Genomic DNA, 16,197 nt, shown 5'->3' with positions numbered 1-16,197 from the left:
CAACGCGGCATTTTTATGGCTATCAAATAACTGATTTTAGAGAGTTACAAATAACCTAACTCTCTATTTTCAGGTTAATAATTAACCCACTGTTACTTGTTCAATACAGCGTAAGCCACAAGGTTAATTATTACCGCCAAACATCTCTTTAACCCAATCCGGTGCATCATTTTCTTGTGGTGGATTAGTATTATTATTTAAATTCCAATTTGGTTGTTGTGAGGACTGTGTTTCACATAAATATTGTGGATTTTCAGTCCACACTGGCAACACACGCCCTCCGCCAAATTCTGAACAATTAAATTGTCCATCAGCATTAACGCGCATCTCAACGATACCTTCTGGCGGACGATTAATCAGTTCTAAAGGCGTTTGATTATCTAAATAGCGTTGATAAATCTTCAGAGCGCCTGTAGAGCCCGTCAGGTTAGTTGGACCATTATTATCACGGCCTACCCAAACAATGGTAACTTCCTTACCATCAATTCCCGCAAACCAACTATCACGTAAGTCATTGGTTGTTCCGGTTTTGGCAGCTAAGTTATATTTTGCAAACTTAGTTTTTAATGCACGCGAAGTTCCTTGATCGACCACTTGCTGCATACCATATAATGCCAAATAGGCAGCCTGAGCAGGAACAGCTCGCTCCGCGGAAGGGTAACTTTGATAAATCTCATTACCATCACCATCAATAACTGAGCGTAATGCCGATAACTTCGCGCGATTACCGTTACCACCAATGGTTTGATACACCTGCGCTGTTTCAATAGGGGTTAAGTTTATCGCGCCAAGTAGCATGGCCGGGACTTTTTCTAATACATTGGCCGGTGCACCTAAGCGCACAAAAATATTAACCACTTGATCAAGCCCTACTTCTAAACCGAGGTTAACGGTTGGAATATTTAGCGATTTAGCTAACGCATCAACCAACATCACTCGGCCACGGAATTGGCGATCATAATTGTTTGGTTTCCATGTTTGATTACCCACTTTCAATGCTAATGGCTCGTCGGATAGCCAAGTATTTAAACGGAAGCGATCAGGCTCACTTAATGCGGCTAAATAGACCGGAGGTTTGGCCAATGAACCAATCGAGCGACGAGCATTCAGAGCACGATTAAAGCCTGAATATTGCGGCTGAGAACCTCCGACCATAGCCCGAACTTCACCATTAATTCGATCAACGACAACAATGGCGCCTTCTAAATCATTAATTTTTCGTGTTTCTCTTAAATTTTCTACACCTTTTTCTACCGCGTTTTCGGCTGCATCCTGCGAAACAGGGTCGAGAGTAGTAAATATTTTAGCCCCAGATAAATTATCAAATTTATCCCCCAGCTTTTCGCTTAGTTCTTGGCGAACCATTTGCATAAATGCCGGCTGTGGAGTAATCACGCCACTTTTGGCTTTAACGCCCAGTGGGCGAGCACTAAGAACATCGTACATTGCCTGATCAATAACACCGCGCGATTCCAATAATTTCAAGACTACATTGCGGCGTTCTAAGGCAGATTTAGGATTGCGCCACGGGTTATATAATGAGGCACCTTTGACCATGCCGACCAATAAAGCCTGCTGATCAAGACTGAGTTCATCAACCGGGCGACCGAAGTAATATAAGCTCGCCAATGGGAAACCACGAATTTGATCATCGCCACTTTGGCCTAAATACACCTCATTGAGATACAATTCTAAAATACGTTGTTTGCTATAACCGTAGTCCATCAGTACCGCCATATAGGCTTCGTTGGCTTTACGGGTAAGTGTGCGTTCGTTCGTTAAAAATAAGTTTTTGACTAATTGCTGCGTTAAGGTACTGCCCCCCTGCACGGCACGTCCAGCGGTTAAGTTGGCTATCACTGCACGGCCAATAGAATAAATGCTGACACCGTCGTGCTCATAGAATCGGCGATCTTCAGTTTCTAATAGCACCTTAATTAACGATTCAGGAAAATCTTCAATCGGTAGTACTAATCGCTGTTCATTATTTGGCGACTGTAACATCGTGATTAATTTTGGATCGAGACGGAAGAAACCAAAAATACGGTTATTTTCCATATTCTCAATTTTAACTAAGCGCCCTTTTTCAAAATATAAACGAGCAAGGATCTGATCTTCTTTTTGATCAGGGAAATTAAATGGCCGACGCAACATCTCAATGGTGTTGCCTTTCACCACAAATTCCCCAGCGCGGGTGATTTTATTGACTTGTCGATACTGCATGCCATTCAACAAGCGTACCATTTCGGCTTGACTATAATCCATGCCTGGCTCGAGGTTGACCATACGGCCATACACCGCGGCAGGAAGATCCCACACTTTGCCGTCAAGGCGTTCACTGACTTTTTGGTATAAATAAACCCCATAAATGCCGACTAACAGCGTAATAACCAAGGCGATTTTGACCAATAGCCAAAACCAACGCCATTTACTTTTTTGCTTATTCGGACGCCCTTTTTTGCTTTTCTTCGCCATCAGTTCGTCCTCTTGCTGATACTCTGTATGTTCATTAAATTGTTCATCATCGAATGGAGATTCATCATAATCATCCCGCCGCTGACGGCGACGAGAATTCGCTGGTTTTTTAGTTGGGCGTGTTTTTTTACGCTTGCCTATGGGTTCAAAATCTTTACCTGACATTTGCACCTATCATATTCAATTTTTTACGTTTTTTCACGTTTAACCGTTCATATTCAACTATCTTTTTAAGCTATAGGGTACAATTATTTAACCGGCTTAAAATAAATGTTTTGCACTGATTATTACGGGCTCTGCATCGGCTTGATTTTTAATCTATTCAGTCTTTGGTTGAAGTAATCTTAACTTATTGACGATTTTGGCTTACATTGCCCCTTAATTCACAGAGGAAAGCTCCCAAATAGACACAAAACTCTAATAAACCGTGGGGTGCTTACAGTGAAAGTCCCACCTAAAAATCAAATAATATCAAATTAATTCAATTAATTACCTAATAATCAATAGCCTATTACTTTCTAGATTAAATCGACTCATTACGCCGATCCAGTGCTTTTTTAGTTTTTGGCGTCGGCAAAGTTTTTACGGGATCATCAGGCCATAAATGTTTCGGATAACGACCTTTCATCTCTTTTTGAATTTCACGATAGCTACCTTTCCAGAACGCATTTAAATCTTGGGTAATCTGCAACGGGCGCATTGCGGGTGATAATAAAGCCAATGTCACGATTATTCTTCCGCCCGCAACGGTTGGATTATGCGACTCACCATACATTTCTTGCATGCGTACCGCAATAACTGGCGGTTTATCCAATGAATATTCAATGCGTACATTATTTCCAGTCGGTGTGAGATAATGTGTCGGTAACATAGTTTCAAGCCATTGCTTTTGTTGCCAATCTAACCGCTGAGTTAGCGCTTGTTGTAAGTTAATTGCGCGTAATGCGGCTAAATCTTTTACTCCCGATAAAAATGGCAATAGCCACTCATCGAGGGAAGCTAATAGCGATTCATCATCGACCGCAGGCAAATCCATCTCAGGGAACCATTGAGCCGCTAATTGTAAACGAATACGCAACTGCAAGGCGGCATCACTCCAGACAAAGCCTTGTAATCCATTATTTTTTACCCAGTATAATAGCGCTTGAGTTATCTCCTTCGCTGAGGGATTAGCTAAACGCTCCGAGCGGACAATTAATTCACCGCACAAAGTACGCCGCCAAGCAATTAAGGTTCCACGTTTTTCATCCCATTCTACCGCTGCTTGCTGGTTAAATAACGCCGGGCAGTGATGCTCTAATTGCTCAATATCAACGGTCACAGCCAGCCCAATGCTGGCATCCGCGCTGTAGTCTCCTTGCCATAATTGAGCGGCAATCACCCACGCTTGATCCGCCAAACTATCCTGTGGCTCAATTTGTGCTCCAGAACCATTAGCTAATTGAAAACGTGACTGATTATTACGATTTTTAGCGATTCTATCGGCAAATCCTTGCGCCAATAATAAGGCCAATGCGGGATGGCTCGCCAATTGTCGGCTATCTTGCCCCGTTACTTTAAGACCACAGATTTGTGAGGCACGGTGACACCATTTGTCGATTGGCGTTGCTAGCCAAATTGCTATATCAGACAAACCTTTGCTGCGCGGCGGATCTTCTAATATAGCGATTATTAATCCAGCCAATTTAATCAATGCGTTATCATCTGTTTGTTGTGCATAAAACAGTATGGCGGATAACCGGGGATCGCTTCCAGCCGCAGCCATTTTTTGCCCTTTCGGCGTCAGTGTCACTTTATGACTCAATAAATCGTAGGCACGATGATTATCCTGACCTCGAGCGGTGCTTGTTACGGCGCCTAATTGCGCCAGTAATTTATTCGCCGCCCGAATATGCATTTCTGGTGGATAATCTAACCACGATAATTGTTGGGGGGTTTGGCATCCCCACTGTAAAATCGATAGCCATAACGCGCTCAAATCACTGTGTAAAATCTCGGGTTGGCTATGCTCAGGGGCTCTCTCCGCCTGTTCGCGACTGAAAAGATGCCAACAAACTCCCGGCTCTAAACGCCCGGCACGCCCCGCCCGCTGGATCATCGACGCTTGGCTAATTTGCTGTTTAGTTAATTTCGTTAAACCATTACGCGGATTAAACTGGGCTATGCGTTCCAAACCGCTATCGACCACCAGCCGAATACCTTCAATGGTCAAACTGGTTTCAGCAATATTCGTGGCTAACACAATTTTTCGCTGTCCGACAGGCGCTGGCAGAATAGCTTGCTGCTGCGCTTGTATCGATAACGCGCCATATAAGGGACAAAGCAAAATATCTGGTGTTACACGCGCCGAAAGCTCGGTTAATGTCCGCTGAATTTCGCCAATTCCCGGTAAAAATAACAACAGCGATCCCGAGTGCGAGCACATCAATTGCCAAACAGCCGAAGCAACTTCAGCCGCAAAGGGTCTATGCGGATTCAAACGCTGAAAATGCCGTTCTACCGGAAAAGAGCGCCCTTGAGAAACAATCACTGGAGCATCTGGGAACAAGCTGGTTAAACGCTTGCTGTCTAATGTCGCTGACATCAATAAAATACGTAGGTCTTCGCGTAATCCTTGCTGAATATCCAATAATAGCGCTAAACCAAGATCAGCCTGTAAACTACGTTCATGGAACTCGTCCAGAATAATTAACCCCACACCTTCTAATAATGGGTCTTGCTGCAACATGCGGGTTAATATGCCTTCGGTTACCACCTCAAGGCGCGTATTCGCACTGATTCGACTCTCGGCTCTCATACGGTAGCCAATTGTCTCTCCGATGGGTTCGCCATATTGCTCGGCCAAACGGTAAGCGACATTTCGCGCTGCAATACGCCGAGGCTCCAGCAGGATAATTCGCCCCTCAATGACCCCACTCTTTAAAATTTCTAATGGCAGTGCCGTCGACTTACCCGCACCTGTTGGCGCATGTAATAGTACTTGATTGCTATTTTTTAATGCGGCAAGTAAAGAGTTACTTACTTGATATATAGGTAATAATGACACTATTATTCCTCATAATTGTTCTCTTTTCACTCACCATCATGGCAAAATGATTAACTTTTAATGGCCGACATTGTAGCATTGCCCGCCAGTTTATTAACTCTATCCAATAGCGGAGCCTTCATGGAATTCATTCCTCCTTTGCAACCGGCGATATTAGTCAAACGCTACAAACGATTTTTAGCAGATATCGTTACGCCAGAAGGTCAATTAATAACGATTCATTGTGCAAATACCGGCGCAATGACAGGTTGTGCTACCGAGGGCGATAAAGTTTGGTATTCAACGTCCGATAACCCTAAACGTAAATACCCTCACAGTTGGGAATTAACCCAAACACAAACCGGCGATTGGATAGTGGTTAACACGCTACGCGCCAATGAATTAGTTGCCGAGGCTCTAACAAAAAAGATCATTCCAGAATTATCTGAATATAAATTTGTCCAAAGAGAAATTAAATATGGAGATGAGAATAGTAGGATTGATTTTTTATTGACCGGAGACAAACTGCCAGCATGTTATATTGAAGTAAAATCAGTGACTTTGCTACAGAATGGTCAAGGATATTTTCCCGACGCCATTACCCAAAGAGGACAGAAACACCTACGTGAGCTAACAATTATTGCTAAAGAAGGAAAAAAGGCCATACTGTTGTTCGCTGTAATGCATTCGGGTATTCAGCAAGTATCAGCGGCAGCGCATATTGATAAGCAATATGCATCATTATTGCAGCAAGCGATTGAGTGTGGTGTTGAAGTCATTTGTTATCAAGCAGATATATCAGAAAAGGAACTTTTGCTGGCTAAGAAAATTGACTTTGTTTCGATGATAAAAGAGTAGTTAATTCATCAATATAATGGTAGCTGAGCGTTGTGGCTAAGAAAAAGACAAACACGCGTCTGTTCACAGCATTGCAAAACTCATAGCAGGAACGATTGCCAAGAAGGCGGGCTTCTGCTATTTATAGCGACCTTTATTTTTCCCCATTGGGGTTAGTGTTAAATTGCGTGTGTAGGAGAAGTATTATGCAAGAAGGGCAAAAACGTAAGACCTCGTCCTTAAGCATTCTCGCCATTGCTGGGGTTCAGCCCTATCAAGAAAAAGCTGGCGAAGAATATATGAACGACGCTCAGTTGGCTCATTTTAAGCTCATTCTCGAAGCATGGCGCAATCAACTCAGGGATGAAGTCGACCGGACAGTTACTCATATGCAAGATGAGGCCGCTAACTTTCCAGATCCTGTTGATAGAGCCGCTCAGGAAGAAGAATTCAGTCTTGAATTACGTAACCGAGATCGTGAACGTAAGTTGATTAAAAAAATCGAGAAGACCTTAAAGAAAGTTGAAGATGATGACTTCGGTTTCTGCGAGTCTTGTGGGGTTGAGATTGGCATTCGCCGCTTAGAAGCTCGCCCTACAGCTGATTTATGTATTGACTGTAAGACATTAGCAGAAATTCGTGAAAAGCAAATGGCTGGCTAATTACTGACTTATGGAGTCCTCGACGGCGCATACTGTGGTTATGCGCCGTTATAGGAATATTTACACCGCCATGAAAACCGCTAATTCATCTTCAAAACCCTACATTGGCCGCTTTGCCCCCTCTCCTTCAGATGATCTCCATTTTGGATCGCTAGTTACTGCTCTTGGTAGTTACCTACAAGCTAAATCTCAACATGGCCAATGGCGACTACGCATCGATGATATTGATCCGCCACGTGAAGTTCCCGGCGCCGCAGACAGTATTCTCGCTACCTTAGAATGCTACGGTTTATACTGGGACGGTCCGGTGGTTTATCAATCTCAACGTCATGCCGCTTATCGTGAAATTTTGGCTGAGCTTATCCATAATAATCAATGTTATTATTGCCGATGCACACGCCATTGTATCCATGAGATGGGAGGGCTGTATAATGGTCGTTGCCGCTGGCTGAATTTACCGGCAACCAATGCCGCATTGCGAATTAGCCAATGCCATCCTATTTATGATTTTAATGATAGGATCCGGGGGACCGTGCATACTGAACCGGCAATCGCTGAAGAAGATTTTATTATTCATAGAAAAGATGGGCTATTTGCTTATAATCTGGTGGTGGTAATTGACGATCATTATCAGGGAGTGACTGAGATAGTGCGTGGTGCCGATTTAATTGCCCCGACATCGCATCAGATATCGCTGTATCGACATTTATCGCTGCCAGAGCCAACTTATGCCCATTTGCCTCTGGCATTGAATATAGATAATAATAAGCTATCGAAGCAGAATCATGCTCAGCCAATACCCGTCTCAGACCCACGGCCGGTATTGATTGAAGCGCTGAATTTTCTGCAACAACCGTATATAGATGGCTGGCAAGAAATAAGCATTGAACAGTTATTGGCACTGGCAATAAAAAATTGGGACTTATCATTAGTCCCGGATTATGACTCTGTCACGACAAAATTTCAGTAATCAGTCACTTTTATGAGATTGACCATTCTCAAAAAAAGTTCTGTAGGCTATGATTAGCCGCTTATTTTTATTTTTTGACATTAGTGATTAAATCGAGGTGTACTATTTTTAACCGAGTAGCAAATTTCTGCCGTAACTTATTAGCACGTGACGATAAAGCTCAACGTGAACTACAGGCAGCCAGTGAAAGGCCAGTCACTAATTCTGACCGACTGACTACAGCGGAAAAACAGCCTAATGAGCAGCCTGAGCGCCAGCCAAATAGGCAGTCTGACGATAGATATTCTGAAAGGCAGAAAACTAAAAAACGCCCACAGAGATCGGCAGATAGACCGACGAAAGCATCGACGCCAGAAGTGACTCGTCGTCATAAGCAAGCTGATACGCCAGTCGAGGATGAACCGATGACAGTCATTCCACGGGCTGCACACTGTATTTCACGCAATGATATCAGCAATAATGCGCTGAAAGTCCTCTATCGTCTGAGTAATTCGGGCTTCGAGGCGTATCTCGTTGGCGGAGGCGTTCGCGATTTATTATTAGGCAAAAAGCCAAAAGACTTTGATATTACGACCAACGCCACCCCCGAACAAATTCGTAAATTATTCCGTAATTGCCGCTTAGTCGGGCGTCGTTTCCGTTTGGCACATATTATGTTTGGTCCTGAAGTTATTGAGGTGGCCACTTTCCGTGGGCATCATGATCCTCAGACAATCGAAGAGCAAGAAGATAAAAATCTGTCTCAGCAAGCCAAAAGTGGCATGCTGCTGCGCGATAATATTTTCGGCTCAATTGAAGACGATGCTATCCGACGTGATTTTACAATCAATAGCTTATATTACAATATCGCTGATTTTACCGTTCGCGACTATGTTCACGGCTTACAAGATTTAAAAGACGGTGTTATCCGTATGATAGGCGACCCAGAAACTCGTTACCGCGAAGATCCAGTTCGCATGTTACGAGCGGTACGTTTCGCCAGTAAACTGGATATGAAAATAGAGCCGTTAACCGCAGAGCCGATCCCTCGTTTAGCACCACTGTTAAAAGATATTCCTTCTGCGCGTCTGTTTGAAGAATCACTAAAACTGCTGCAAGCTGGCCAGGGGTATGCGACCTATAAAATGCTGTGCCAATATGGCCTGTTCAAGCAATTATTCCCTCTTTTACAGCAAAACTTCACTGAACACAGTGATTCACCGATGGAATATATTATTGATCAGGTACTAAAAAATACCGATTCTCGACTGGCCAATAACCAACGCGTTAATCCAGCATTCTTGTTTTCGGTCATGTTATGGTATCCCCTCGCTGAACACGCTGAAAAACTATCTCAAGAAGGTGGATTAGCCTATTATGAAGCCTTTGCTTTGGCGATGAATGATATTCTTGACGAACAATGCCGCTCGATTGCTATCCCGAAACGTATCACCAGTACCATGAGAGATATCTGGCAATTACAACTGCGTCTGCCGCGCCGTCAAGGACGTAGAGCCAATAAATTAATGGAGCACCCTAAGTTTAGGGCAGCGTTTGATTTACTGGAACTGCGGGCTAATGCCGAACCGCATCGCAAAGAATTGGTTGAACTCGCACGCTGGTGGGATGAGTTCCAAGTGGCTAATAATAGCCAACAACGCGAGATGATCACTGAGCTAGGACAAACGCCAGCACGTCGCCGGACTCGTCCTAAAAAATCGCATTCTGGTGCTCCACGTAAACCGCGTAATAAACCACAGGATAATGAGTAATCACTATGGAATCTGTTTATATTGCGCTTGGCAGTAATTTAAATGACCCGCTTCAACAGATTAATGCGGCTATTGAAGCGCTAAAAACAATTCCTCACAGTGAACTTGTAACGGTTTCTTCCTTTTATCGGACCAAGCCCCTCGGACCGCAGGATCAACCGGATTATCTCAATGCTGTAGCGCTATTAATCACGGCGCTACAGCCTGAAGAACTACTTTCACAAACACAGCGTATTGAGCTCGAACATGGGCGTGTACGCAAAGATGAACGCTGGGGACCGCGAACGCTCGATCTCGATATTATGTTATTTGGTACCCAAACCATTGCCACACCACGTTTAATCGTTCCACATTATGGCCTAAAAGAACGCGAATTCATGCTTTATCCCTTAGCTGAAATCGCCCCTGATTTAATTTTTCCTGATGGTGAACCGCTGTCAAAAAGACTCTCTCTTGTGCCCCGCAACGGATTGATGCTCTGGCACCAATCATCCTAACAGCCCCCGTCAACGTTCGACCACTGTGGCTGTTTTAGACGTAACTTACGGAGGTTATTAGCATGAAACCAATCACTCTGGCCTATCTAAGTCAGTTAAAAAAAGAAAAACGTAAATTTGCCACCATAACAGCCTACGATTCAAGTTTTGCCCAATTATTTGCAGAACAAGGCATTCAAGTGATGCTGGTTGGCGATTCTTTAGGAATGACACTGCAAGGCGAAAACTCTACGCTCCCGGTCACTGTTGAACACATTGCGTATCATACTCGTTGTGTTCGTAAAGGAGCACCTGAAGCATTTATTATTGCAGATATGCCCTTTATGAGTTACTCAAGCCCAGAGCAAGCCTGCCAAAATGCAGCCATCTTAATGCAAGCTGGTGCAAACATGGTCAAAGTGGAAGGCGGTAGCTGGTTGTGTGATACAGTTAAAATGCTCAGCGAACGCTCGGTACCGGTTTGCGGCCACCTTGGCTTAACCCCGCAAGCTGTGAATGTTCTTGGCGGCTATAAAGTTCAAGGTCGTGATGAAGTTACCGCTAACCAGCTGATAAAAGATGCGATCGCTCTTGAAAACTCGGGTATTCAATTATTGGTTTTAGAATGTATCCCAAGTGCGTTGGCATCACTGATCACCGAAGAATTACTGCTTCCGGTTATCGGAATTGGTGCTGGTAGTGGGACCGATGGACAAATTTTAGTCATGCACGATGCGCTAGGGATCACGCCGAAAGCCCCGACATTTGCTAAAAACTTTTTGGCTGAAGCCGGTAATATTCGTGATGCTATTCACTTATATATCGAGCAAGTCGAAAACGGCAGTTATCCTGATGCTGAACATTCATTCGAATAATTGATTTATTACGGTTACTGACTGCGCTCGCTAATGCACTATGCTAATACACTATGAGTGTAGTTATTTGTGGTCTTCTTATAGTTCAGATAATTTCAGTTATGACACGAGAAAAGGAACTTGAATATGCTTATCGTTGAGACTTCGCTAATTTTACGCCGTGAAATTCGCCGCTGGAAACAAGAAGGTAAACGTATTGCGCTTGTCCCTACCATGGGGAATCTCCACGATGGGCATTTAAATCTAATCGATGAAGCGAAACAGCACGCGGATATTGTGATTGCCAGTATTTTTGTTAATCCGCTACAATTTAACAATGCGTCTGATTTAGATAATTATCCAAGAACACTGCAAGAAGATTGTGAGAAACTTAAACGTCGCAATATTGATTTAGTTTTTGCTCCTTCAGCCAAAGATATTTATCCCACAGGGATGGAGAAACAAACCTACGTTGAAGTGCCTGAGCTGTCGGAAATATTAGAAGGTGCTAGCCGCCCTGGTCATTTTCGCGGTGTCGCCACAGTAGTTACTAAGCTATTTAACTTAGTTCAGCCAGATATTGCCTTTTTCGGCGAAAAAGATTACCAACAATTGCAATTAATTCGCAAGATGGTCGCTGATCTGTCATGGGATATTTCTATCGTCTCTGTGCCAACAGTCAGAGCAAAAAATGGATTAGCCTTAAGTTCTCGCAATAATAATCTTTCTGCTGACCAAAAAAAAATAGCGCCAAAATTGTATGAAATTATGCAAGAAATCGGCTTAAAACTGCAATCCTCTACGGCAGATATTCCCTCGTTACTGACTGAAGCTGAAGATAAATTACGTGCCGTTGGCTTTACTCCCGATGAATTATTTATTCGCGATGCACAAACGTTAGCCCCATTAACTGCCACCAGCGGCACTGCAGTCATATTAATGGCAGCTTGGTTAGGACAAACCCGTCTAATTGATAATTTATCAGTCTCTCTTCCGCCGCAAATAGACTAAAAAAACTGTTACTGCATTGATTTGCATTTATTAGTCGGTGGGGCTATCAATCGGACTACCGATCATAGATTTGCCGAGCTATGGCTATATTATTCAATAAGTTATTAGGGGAAATACATGCTACGTACCGTACTCCAAGGTAAATTACATCGTGTTAACGTGACTCAAGCCGACCTGCACTATGAAGGTTCTTGTGCCATTGATCTCAATTTTATGGAAGCGGCAGGGATACTCGAATATGAAGCCATTGATATCTATAATGTGGATAATGGCCAGCGTTTTTCAACCTATGCAATTGCGGCTGAACGCGGCTCAAAAATAATTTCAGTCAATGGGGCGGCGGCTCGACTGGCAGCCGTTGGTGATAAATTAATTATCTGCTCTTACGTTCAAATGGAAGACAGCGCAGCGCGGACACATAAACCGAAAGTCGCTTATTTTGATGCGGATAATACCATGAGCCGAATAGCTAAAGCGGTACCAGTACAGGTCGCTTAATCAACGCAATATACATTGATTCGCTCCGTTATCTGCAATCTCCCCCGTTAATCAATATTACGGGGAATTTTTTGTCTTTTACCTGCCATAAAAATTAACGCCACAGACTTCCCCATGGCGTTAATATTATGGTGTTAAAACGCTAGCTTATCTTAATAAGAACAATCGATTAGCTGCGTAGGCCACGACCCTTCTCAATTAAATACCAAGTTAACAGATAAAAAACCACTAAAAAGCCCATAAGCACACTTAACGTCACAGTTAACGATACATCAGCAATACCTAAAAAGCCGTAACGGAAACCGCTTATCATATAGACTATCGGATTCAGTTTTGACACCGCTAACCAGAATGGAGGCAATAAACTTAGAGAATAGAATACTCCTCCAAGATAAGTTAATGGTGTTAACACAAACGTCGGGACAATGCTGATATCATCAAATGTTCTGGCAAAAATCGCATTTAATAGACCCGCTAGAGAGAAAACAATTGCGGTTAATAACAAAGTAATGATGATCATTGGCCACGAATGTATCTGTAATGGCACGAAAAATAGTGATACTAGAGTAACGAAAAAGCCAACCAAAATACCACGAGCTACTCCACCGCCAACAAATCCAGCGATGATCACATGGGTCGGTACCGGTGCCACGAGCAGTTCTTCAATATTTTTCTGAAATTTCGAACCAAAAAACGAAGAACATACATTGGAATAAGAGTTGGTTATCACCGCCATCATGATAAGCCCGGGGACGATGAATTGCATATAATCTACGCCCCCCATATCACCAATTCGTGAACCGATTAAATTACCAAAAATTATAAAATACAAAGACATAGTTATCACAGGAGGCAGTAATGTCTGTATCCAAATTCGACCAAATCGTGTAATTTCTCTTATCCAGATAGTTTTTAATGCTACCCAATACAAGGCGTTCATTGCGCCTCCTTCTGTACTGAATCTGATTCTTTTTTAACTAAATTCACAAATAATTCTTCCAAGCGATTCGCTTTATTACGCATACTCAAAATTTGGATACCTTGCTCCCCTAACTGGGAAAATAACCCATTAAGTCCTTGCTCACGCTTAACATCGACTTCTAAAGTCGAGGTGTCTAACAAACGGGAAGCATAACCTTTTAATTGCGGGATCGCACTTTTAGCGCCTAAATCAAAAATAAATGTTTCTGATTCCAACTGACTAAGTAGTTGTTTCATACTAGTATTTTCAACCAAATCACCGTGCTGGATAATACCAATATTACGGCATAGCATTTCGGCTTCTTCCAGATAATGAGTGGTCAAAATAATTGTTGTACCTTGATCATTCAGATTTTTTAAGAAACCCCACATTGAACGACGCAATTCAATATCGACCCCTGCTGTCGGCTCATCAAGGATCAATAATCGCGGTTCATGCATTAGTGCACGAGCAATCATCAAACGGCGTTTCATACCGCCAGACAAGTTACGCGCACGTTCATTACGCTTTTCCCATAAATCTAATTGTGTTAAATATAATTCGGCGCGTTGGTGCGCAATCGACCGAGTAACGCCGTAATAACCCGCTTGATTCAGAACAATCTGTAGTACCGTTTCAAATGGATTAAAATTAAATTCTTGCGGGACTAACCCTAATTGTCGTTTGGCATTAACCACCTCTTTATCGAGATCGTAACCAAACACTTTAACCGAGCCGCTAGTCTTATTAACCAATGAACTAATAATGCCAATGGTGGTCGATTTTCCAGCGCCATTAGGGCCTAACAATGCATAAAAGTCACCATCTTCTACGCACAAATCAATGCCACGCAATGCTTTCACGCCACCAGCATAGGTTTTTGTCAGCTGCGATAATTCAAGTGCATATGTCATATATATAAAAACACCTTTTATTCTTGAACTGATTTAAAAAAAATATGTATGAATGATGCCATTTTTTTACTACATTTGTTATGCCGAAAAAGGTTAAAGCCAAATATTGACCAATATCGATAAGTTAAGTATATTAAAAATTAATTATAAATTAATAACTTACAGTAAATATAAAAAATTTCGCAACAAATTATTAATTAATCAATTAATCTTGTATATGCTAATTGTTTACAATTAGCTGCCAACAATTGTTAATAATTGGTTGATATGCAGATTCAAGTAGACTATTTTTATCGCTAAAATTAGTTAACAATTATGCAACTTGCAGTATGATTAATAAAATAATTTTAACGCTAAGAATTATAACCAGGCATAGATCATGATGAAGAAAATCGAAGAGCTGTTCGCTAACAATGAAAAGTGGTCAGCCTCTGTAAACGAAGAAAGTCCTGAATTTTTCAAAGAATTATCCAAGGCTCAAAATCCGCGTTTCTTATGGATCGGCTGCTCAGATAGCCGTGTTCCCGCAGAAAAATTAATTAATGCAGCACCGGGTGATCTATTTGTTCACCGTAATGTCGCTAATTTAGTGATCCATACAGACCTTAACTGCCTTTCAGTTATTCAATATGCGGTAGATGTATTACAAGTTGAGCATATTATCGTTTGTGGTCACTATGGTTGTGGTGGTATCGAAGCTGCTGTTGATAATACCGAGCTCGGTTTAATTAATAACTGGCTATTACATATTCGCGATATTTGGTATCGACACAGCTCAATGCTCGGGGAACTGAAACCGTGTGAACGTTTGAATCGGCTATGTGAGCTTAATGTCGTTGAACAGGTATATAATCTTGGCCATTCAACTATCATGCAATCCGCCTGGAAACGTGGGCAAAAAATCATGATCCACGGCTGGGTTTACGGCATCAATAATGGTCGTTTACATGATTTATATGTGACAGCGGATAGCCGTGAAAAATTAGAGTTACGTTATCGTGAATCAATTGCTAACTTAACCCAGAAAAAATAAATACCCACTCTCTGTTGGTACTGCTCCACGCATCCCATTAGATGAATGCAACCCAACAAAAAGGCCGCTAATCATTGAATTGCGGCCTTTTTTTATCGCTATTAGTGTGTAAAAATTATTCGTCCAACAGAGTCACATGCCCAATATACGGTAAGTGACGGTATTGTTGAGCATAATCAATACCATAACCAACAACGAATTTATCTTCGATAGAGTAGCCAATCCACTCTACAGGAACATCGACTTCGCGGCGTGATGGCTTATCTAATAAAGTACAGATAGCTACAGATTTTGGTCCACGTAAAGCCAGAATTTCACGAACTTTATTCAGCGTATTACCGGAATCAATGATATCTTCTACGATTAATACGTGCTTATTACGGATATCTTCATCCAGATCTTTGACAATTTTAACGTCACGACTAGAGTTCATCGCATTGCCATAGCTAGATACGGTCATAAAATCGACTTCATGCGGCGCTTGGATTTTACGGCATAAATCAGCCATAAAAACAAACGATCCTTTTAACAGACCAACTAAGACTAAGTCACCGTCAACATCTTGATAATGAGCCGTAATTTTTTCGGCTAACTCACTCACGCGCTGGTCAATCTCTTCTTCAGAGATCATCACTTCTAAAATATGTTTCATGATCTATTGGTATCTATAGGAAATGGAAAGCATGACATTTTAACATAGGCCGCATGCAGACGCGATAATATTGCCAAT

General features: G+C 42.3%; 14 protein-coding genes. 9 read left to right on the top strand and 5 right to left on the bottom strand.

Annotation, left to right across the window (positions count from 1 at the left end; genetic code table 11):
- Positions 1–123: 123 nt before the first annotated feature.
- Together mrcB and hrpB are read right to left on the bottom strand one after the other, a co-directional pair.
- On the bottom strand, positions 124–2,640 hold the full coding sequence (gene mrcB / locus M992_RS05965) for a bifunctional glycosyl transferase/transpeptidase (RefSeq protein WP_053907751.1): 2,517 nt from the start codon (positions 2,638–2,640) through the stop codon (positions 124–126).
- 358 nt (positions 2,641–2,998) lie between these two features.
- Positions 2,999–5,521, bottom strand: a complete 2,523-nt coding sequence (gene hrpB, locus M992_RS05960; RefSeq protein ID WP_134473631.1) for an ATP-dependent helicase HrpB — start codon at positions 5,519–5,521, stop codon at positions 2,999–3,001.
- A 120-nt stretch (positions 5,522–5,641) separates the two neighbouring features.
- Here hrpB and sfsA point away from each other — a divergent pair, with 120 nt between their 5' ends.
- The 8 genes from sfsA (at position 5,642) to panD (ending at position 12,559) form a co-directional block, all read left to right on the top strand.
- Positions 5,642–6,358: a DNA/RNA nuclease SfsA gene (gene sfsA / locus M992_RS05955; RefSeq protein ID WP_053907749.1), complete on the top strand. Its 717-nt coding sequence runs from the start codon at positions 5,642–5,644 to the stop codon at positions 6,356–6,358.
- Positions 6,359–6,543: 185 nt separating this feature from the next.
- The gene (gene dksA, locus M992_RS05950; protein ID WP_053907748.1) at positions 6,544–6,999 is read left to right on the top strand and encodes an RNA polymerase-binding protein DksA; all 456 of its coding nucleotides are present in this window, start codon (positions 6,544–6,546) and stop codon (positions 6,997–6,999) included.
- 70 nt (positions 7,000–7,069) lie between these two features.
- Complete coding sequence (gene gluQRS / locus M992_RS05945; protein ID WP_053907747.1) at positions 7,070–7,969, top strand: tRNA glutamyl-Q(34) synthetase GluQRS; 900 nt, start codon at positions 7,070–7,072, stop codon at positions 7,967–7,969.
- Between the two features lie 356 nt (positions 7,970–8,325).
- On the top strand, positions 8,326–9,720 hold the full coding sequence (gene pcnB, locus M992_RS05940) for a polynucleotide adenylyltransferase PcnB (RefSeq protein ID WP_390892484.1): 1,395 nt from the start codon (positions 8,326–8,328) through the stop codon (positions 9,718–9,720).
- A gap of 5 nt (positions 9,721–9,725) precedes the next feature.
- The gene (folK, locus tag M992_RS05935) at positions 9,726–10,217 is read left to right on the top strand and encodes a 2-amino-4-hydroxy-6-hydroxymethyldihydropteridine diphosphokinase (protein ID WP_053907746.1); all 492 of its coding nucleotides are present in this window, start codon (positions 9,726–9,728) and stop codon (positions 10,215–10,217) included.
- A gap of 62 nt (positions 10,218–10,279) precedes the next feature.
- On the top strand, positions 10,280–11,071 hold the full coding sequence (gene panB, locus M992_RS05930; RefSeq protein ID WP_053907745.1) for a 3-methyl-2-oxobutanoate hydroxymethyltransferase: 792 nt from the start codon (positions 10,280–10,282) through the stop codon (positions 11,069–11,071).
- A gap of 126 nt (positions 11,072–11,197) precedes the next feature.
- Complete coding sequence (gene panC / locus M992_RS05925) at positions 11,198–12,061, top strand: pantoate--beta-alanine ligase (RefSeq protein ID WP_053907744.1); 864 nt, start codon at positions 11,198–11,200, stop codon at positions 12,059–12,061.
- Between the two features lie 117 nt (positions 12,062–12,178).
- Entirely contained in the window at positions 12,179–12,559 is a 381-nt protein-coding gene (panD, locus tag M992_RS05920; protein WP_053907743.1) for an aspartate 1-decarboxylase, read from the top strand.
- Positions 12,560–12,728: 169 nt separating this feature from the next.
- Here panD and M992_RS05915 read toward each other — a convergent pair whose 3' ends face one another.
- Both M992_RS05915 and M992_RS05910 read right to left on the bottom strand, forming a co-directional pair.
- Entirely contained in the window at positions 12,729–13,499 is a 771-nt protein-coding gene (locus M992_RS05915) for an ABC transporter permease (protein WP_047256894.1), read from the bottom strand.
- A complete protein-coding gene (locus M992_RS05910; protein WP_047256895.1) occupies positions 13,496–14,434 on the bottom strand; it encodes an ABC transporter ATP-binding protein in 939 nt (312 codons plus the stop codon). The genes M992_RS05915 and M992_RS05910 overlap by 4 nt, the downstream gene beginning before the upstream one ends.
- Before the next feature lie 379 nt (positions 14,435–14,813).
- Here M992_RS05910 and can point away from each other — a divergent pair, with 379 nt between their 5' ends.
- Positions 14,814–15,467: a carbonate dehydratase gene (gene can, locus M992_RS05905; RefSeq protein WP_047256896.1), complete on the top strand. Its 654-nt coding sequence runs from the start codon at positions 14,814–14,816 to the stop codon at positions 15,465–15,467.
- Positions 15,468–15,582: 115 nt separating this feature from the next.
- Here can and hpt read toward each other — a convergent pair whose 3' ends face one another.
- Positions 15,583–16,119 (bottom strand): hypoxanthine phosphoribosyltransferase, encoded by a 537-nt coding sequence (gene hpt / locus M992_RS05900; RefSeq protein WP_053907742.1) that lies wholly within the window; start codon positions 16,117–16,119, stop codon positions 15,583–15,585.
- Positions 16,120–16,197: the final 78 nt, after the last annotated feature.

Source organism: Moellerella wisconsensis ATCC 35017 (genome assembly GCF_001294465.1).
Classification (GTDB): Bacteria; Pseudomonadota; Gammaproteobacteria; order Enterobacterales; family Enterobacteriaceae; genus Moellerella; species Moellerella wisconsensis.
Note: the sequence above shows the minus strand (reverse complement) of the source record. Positions and strands in the feature narration are given on the sequence as shown.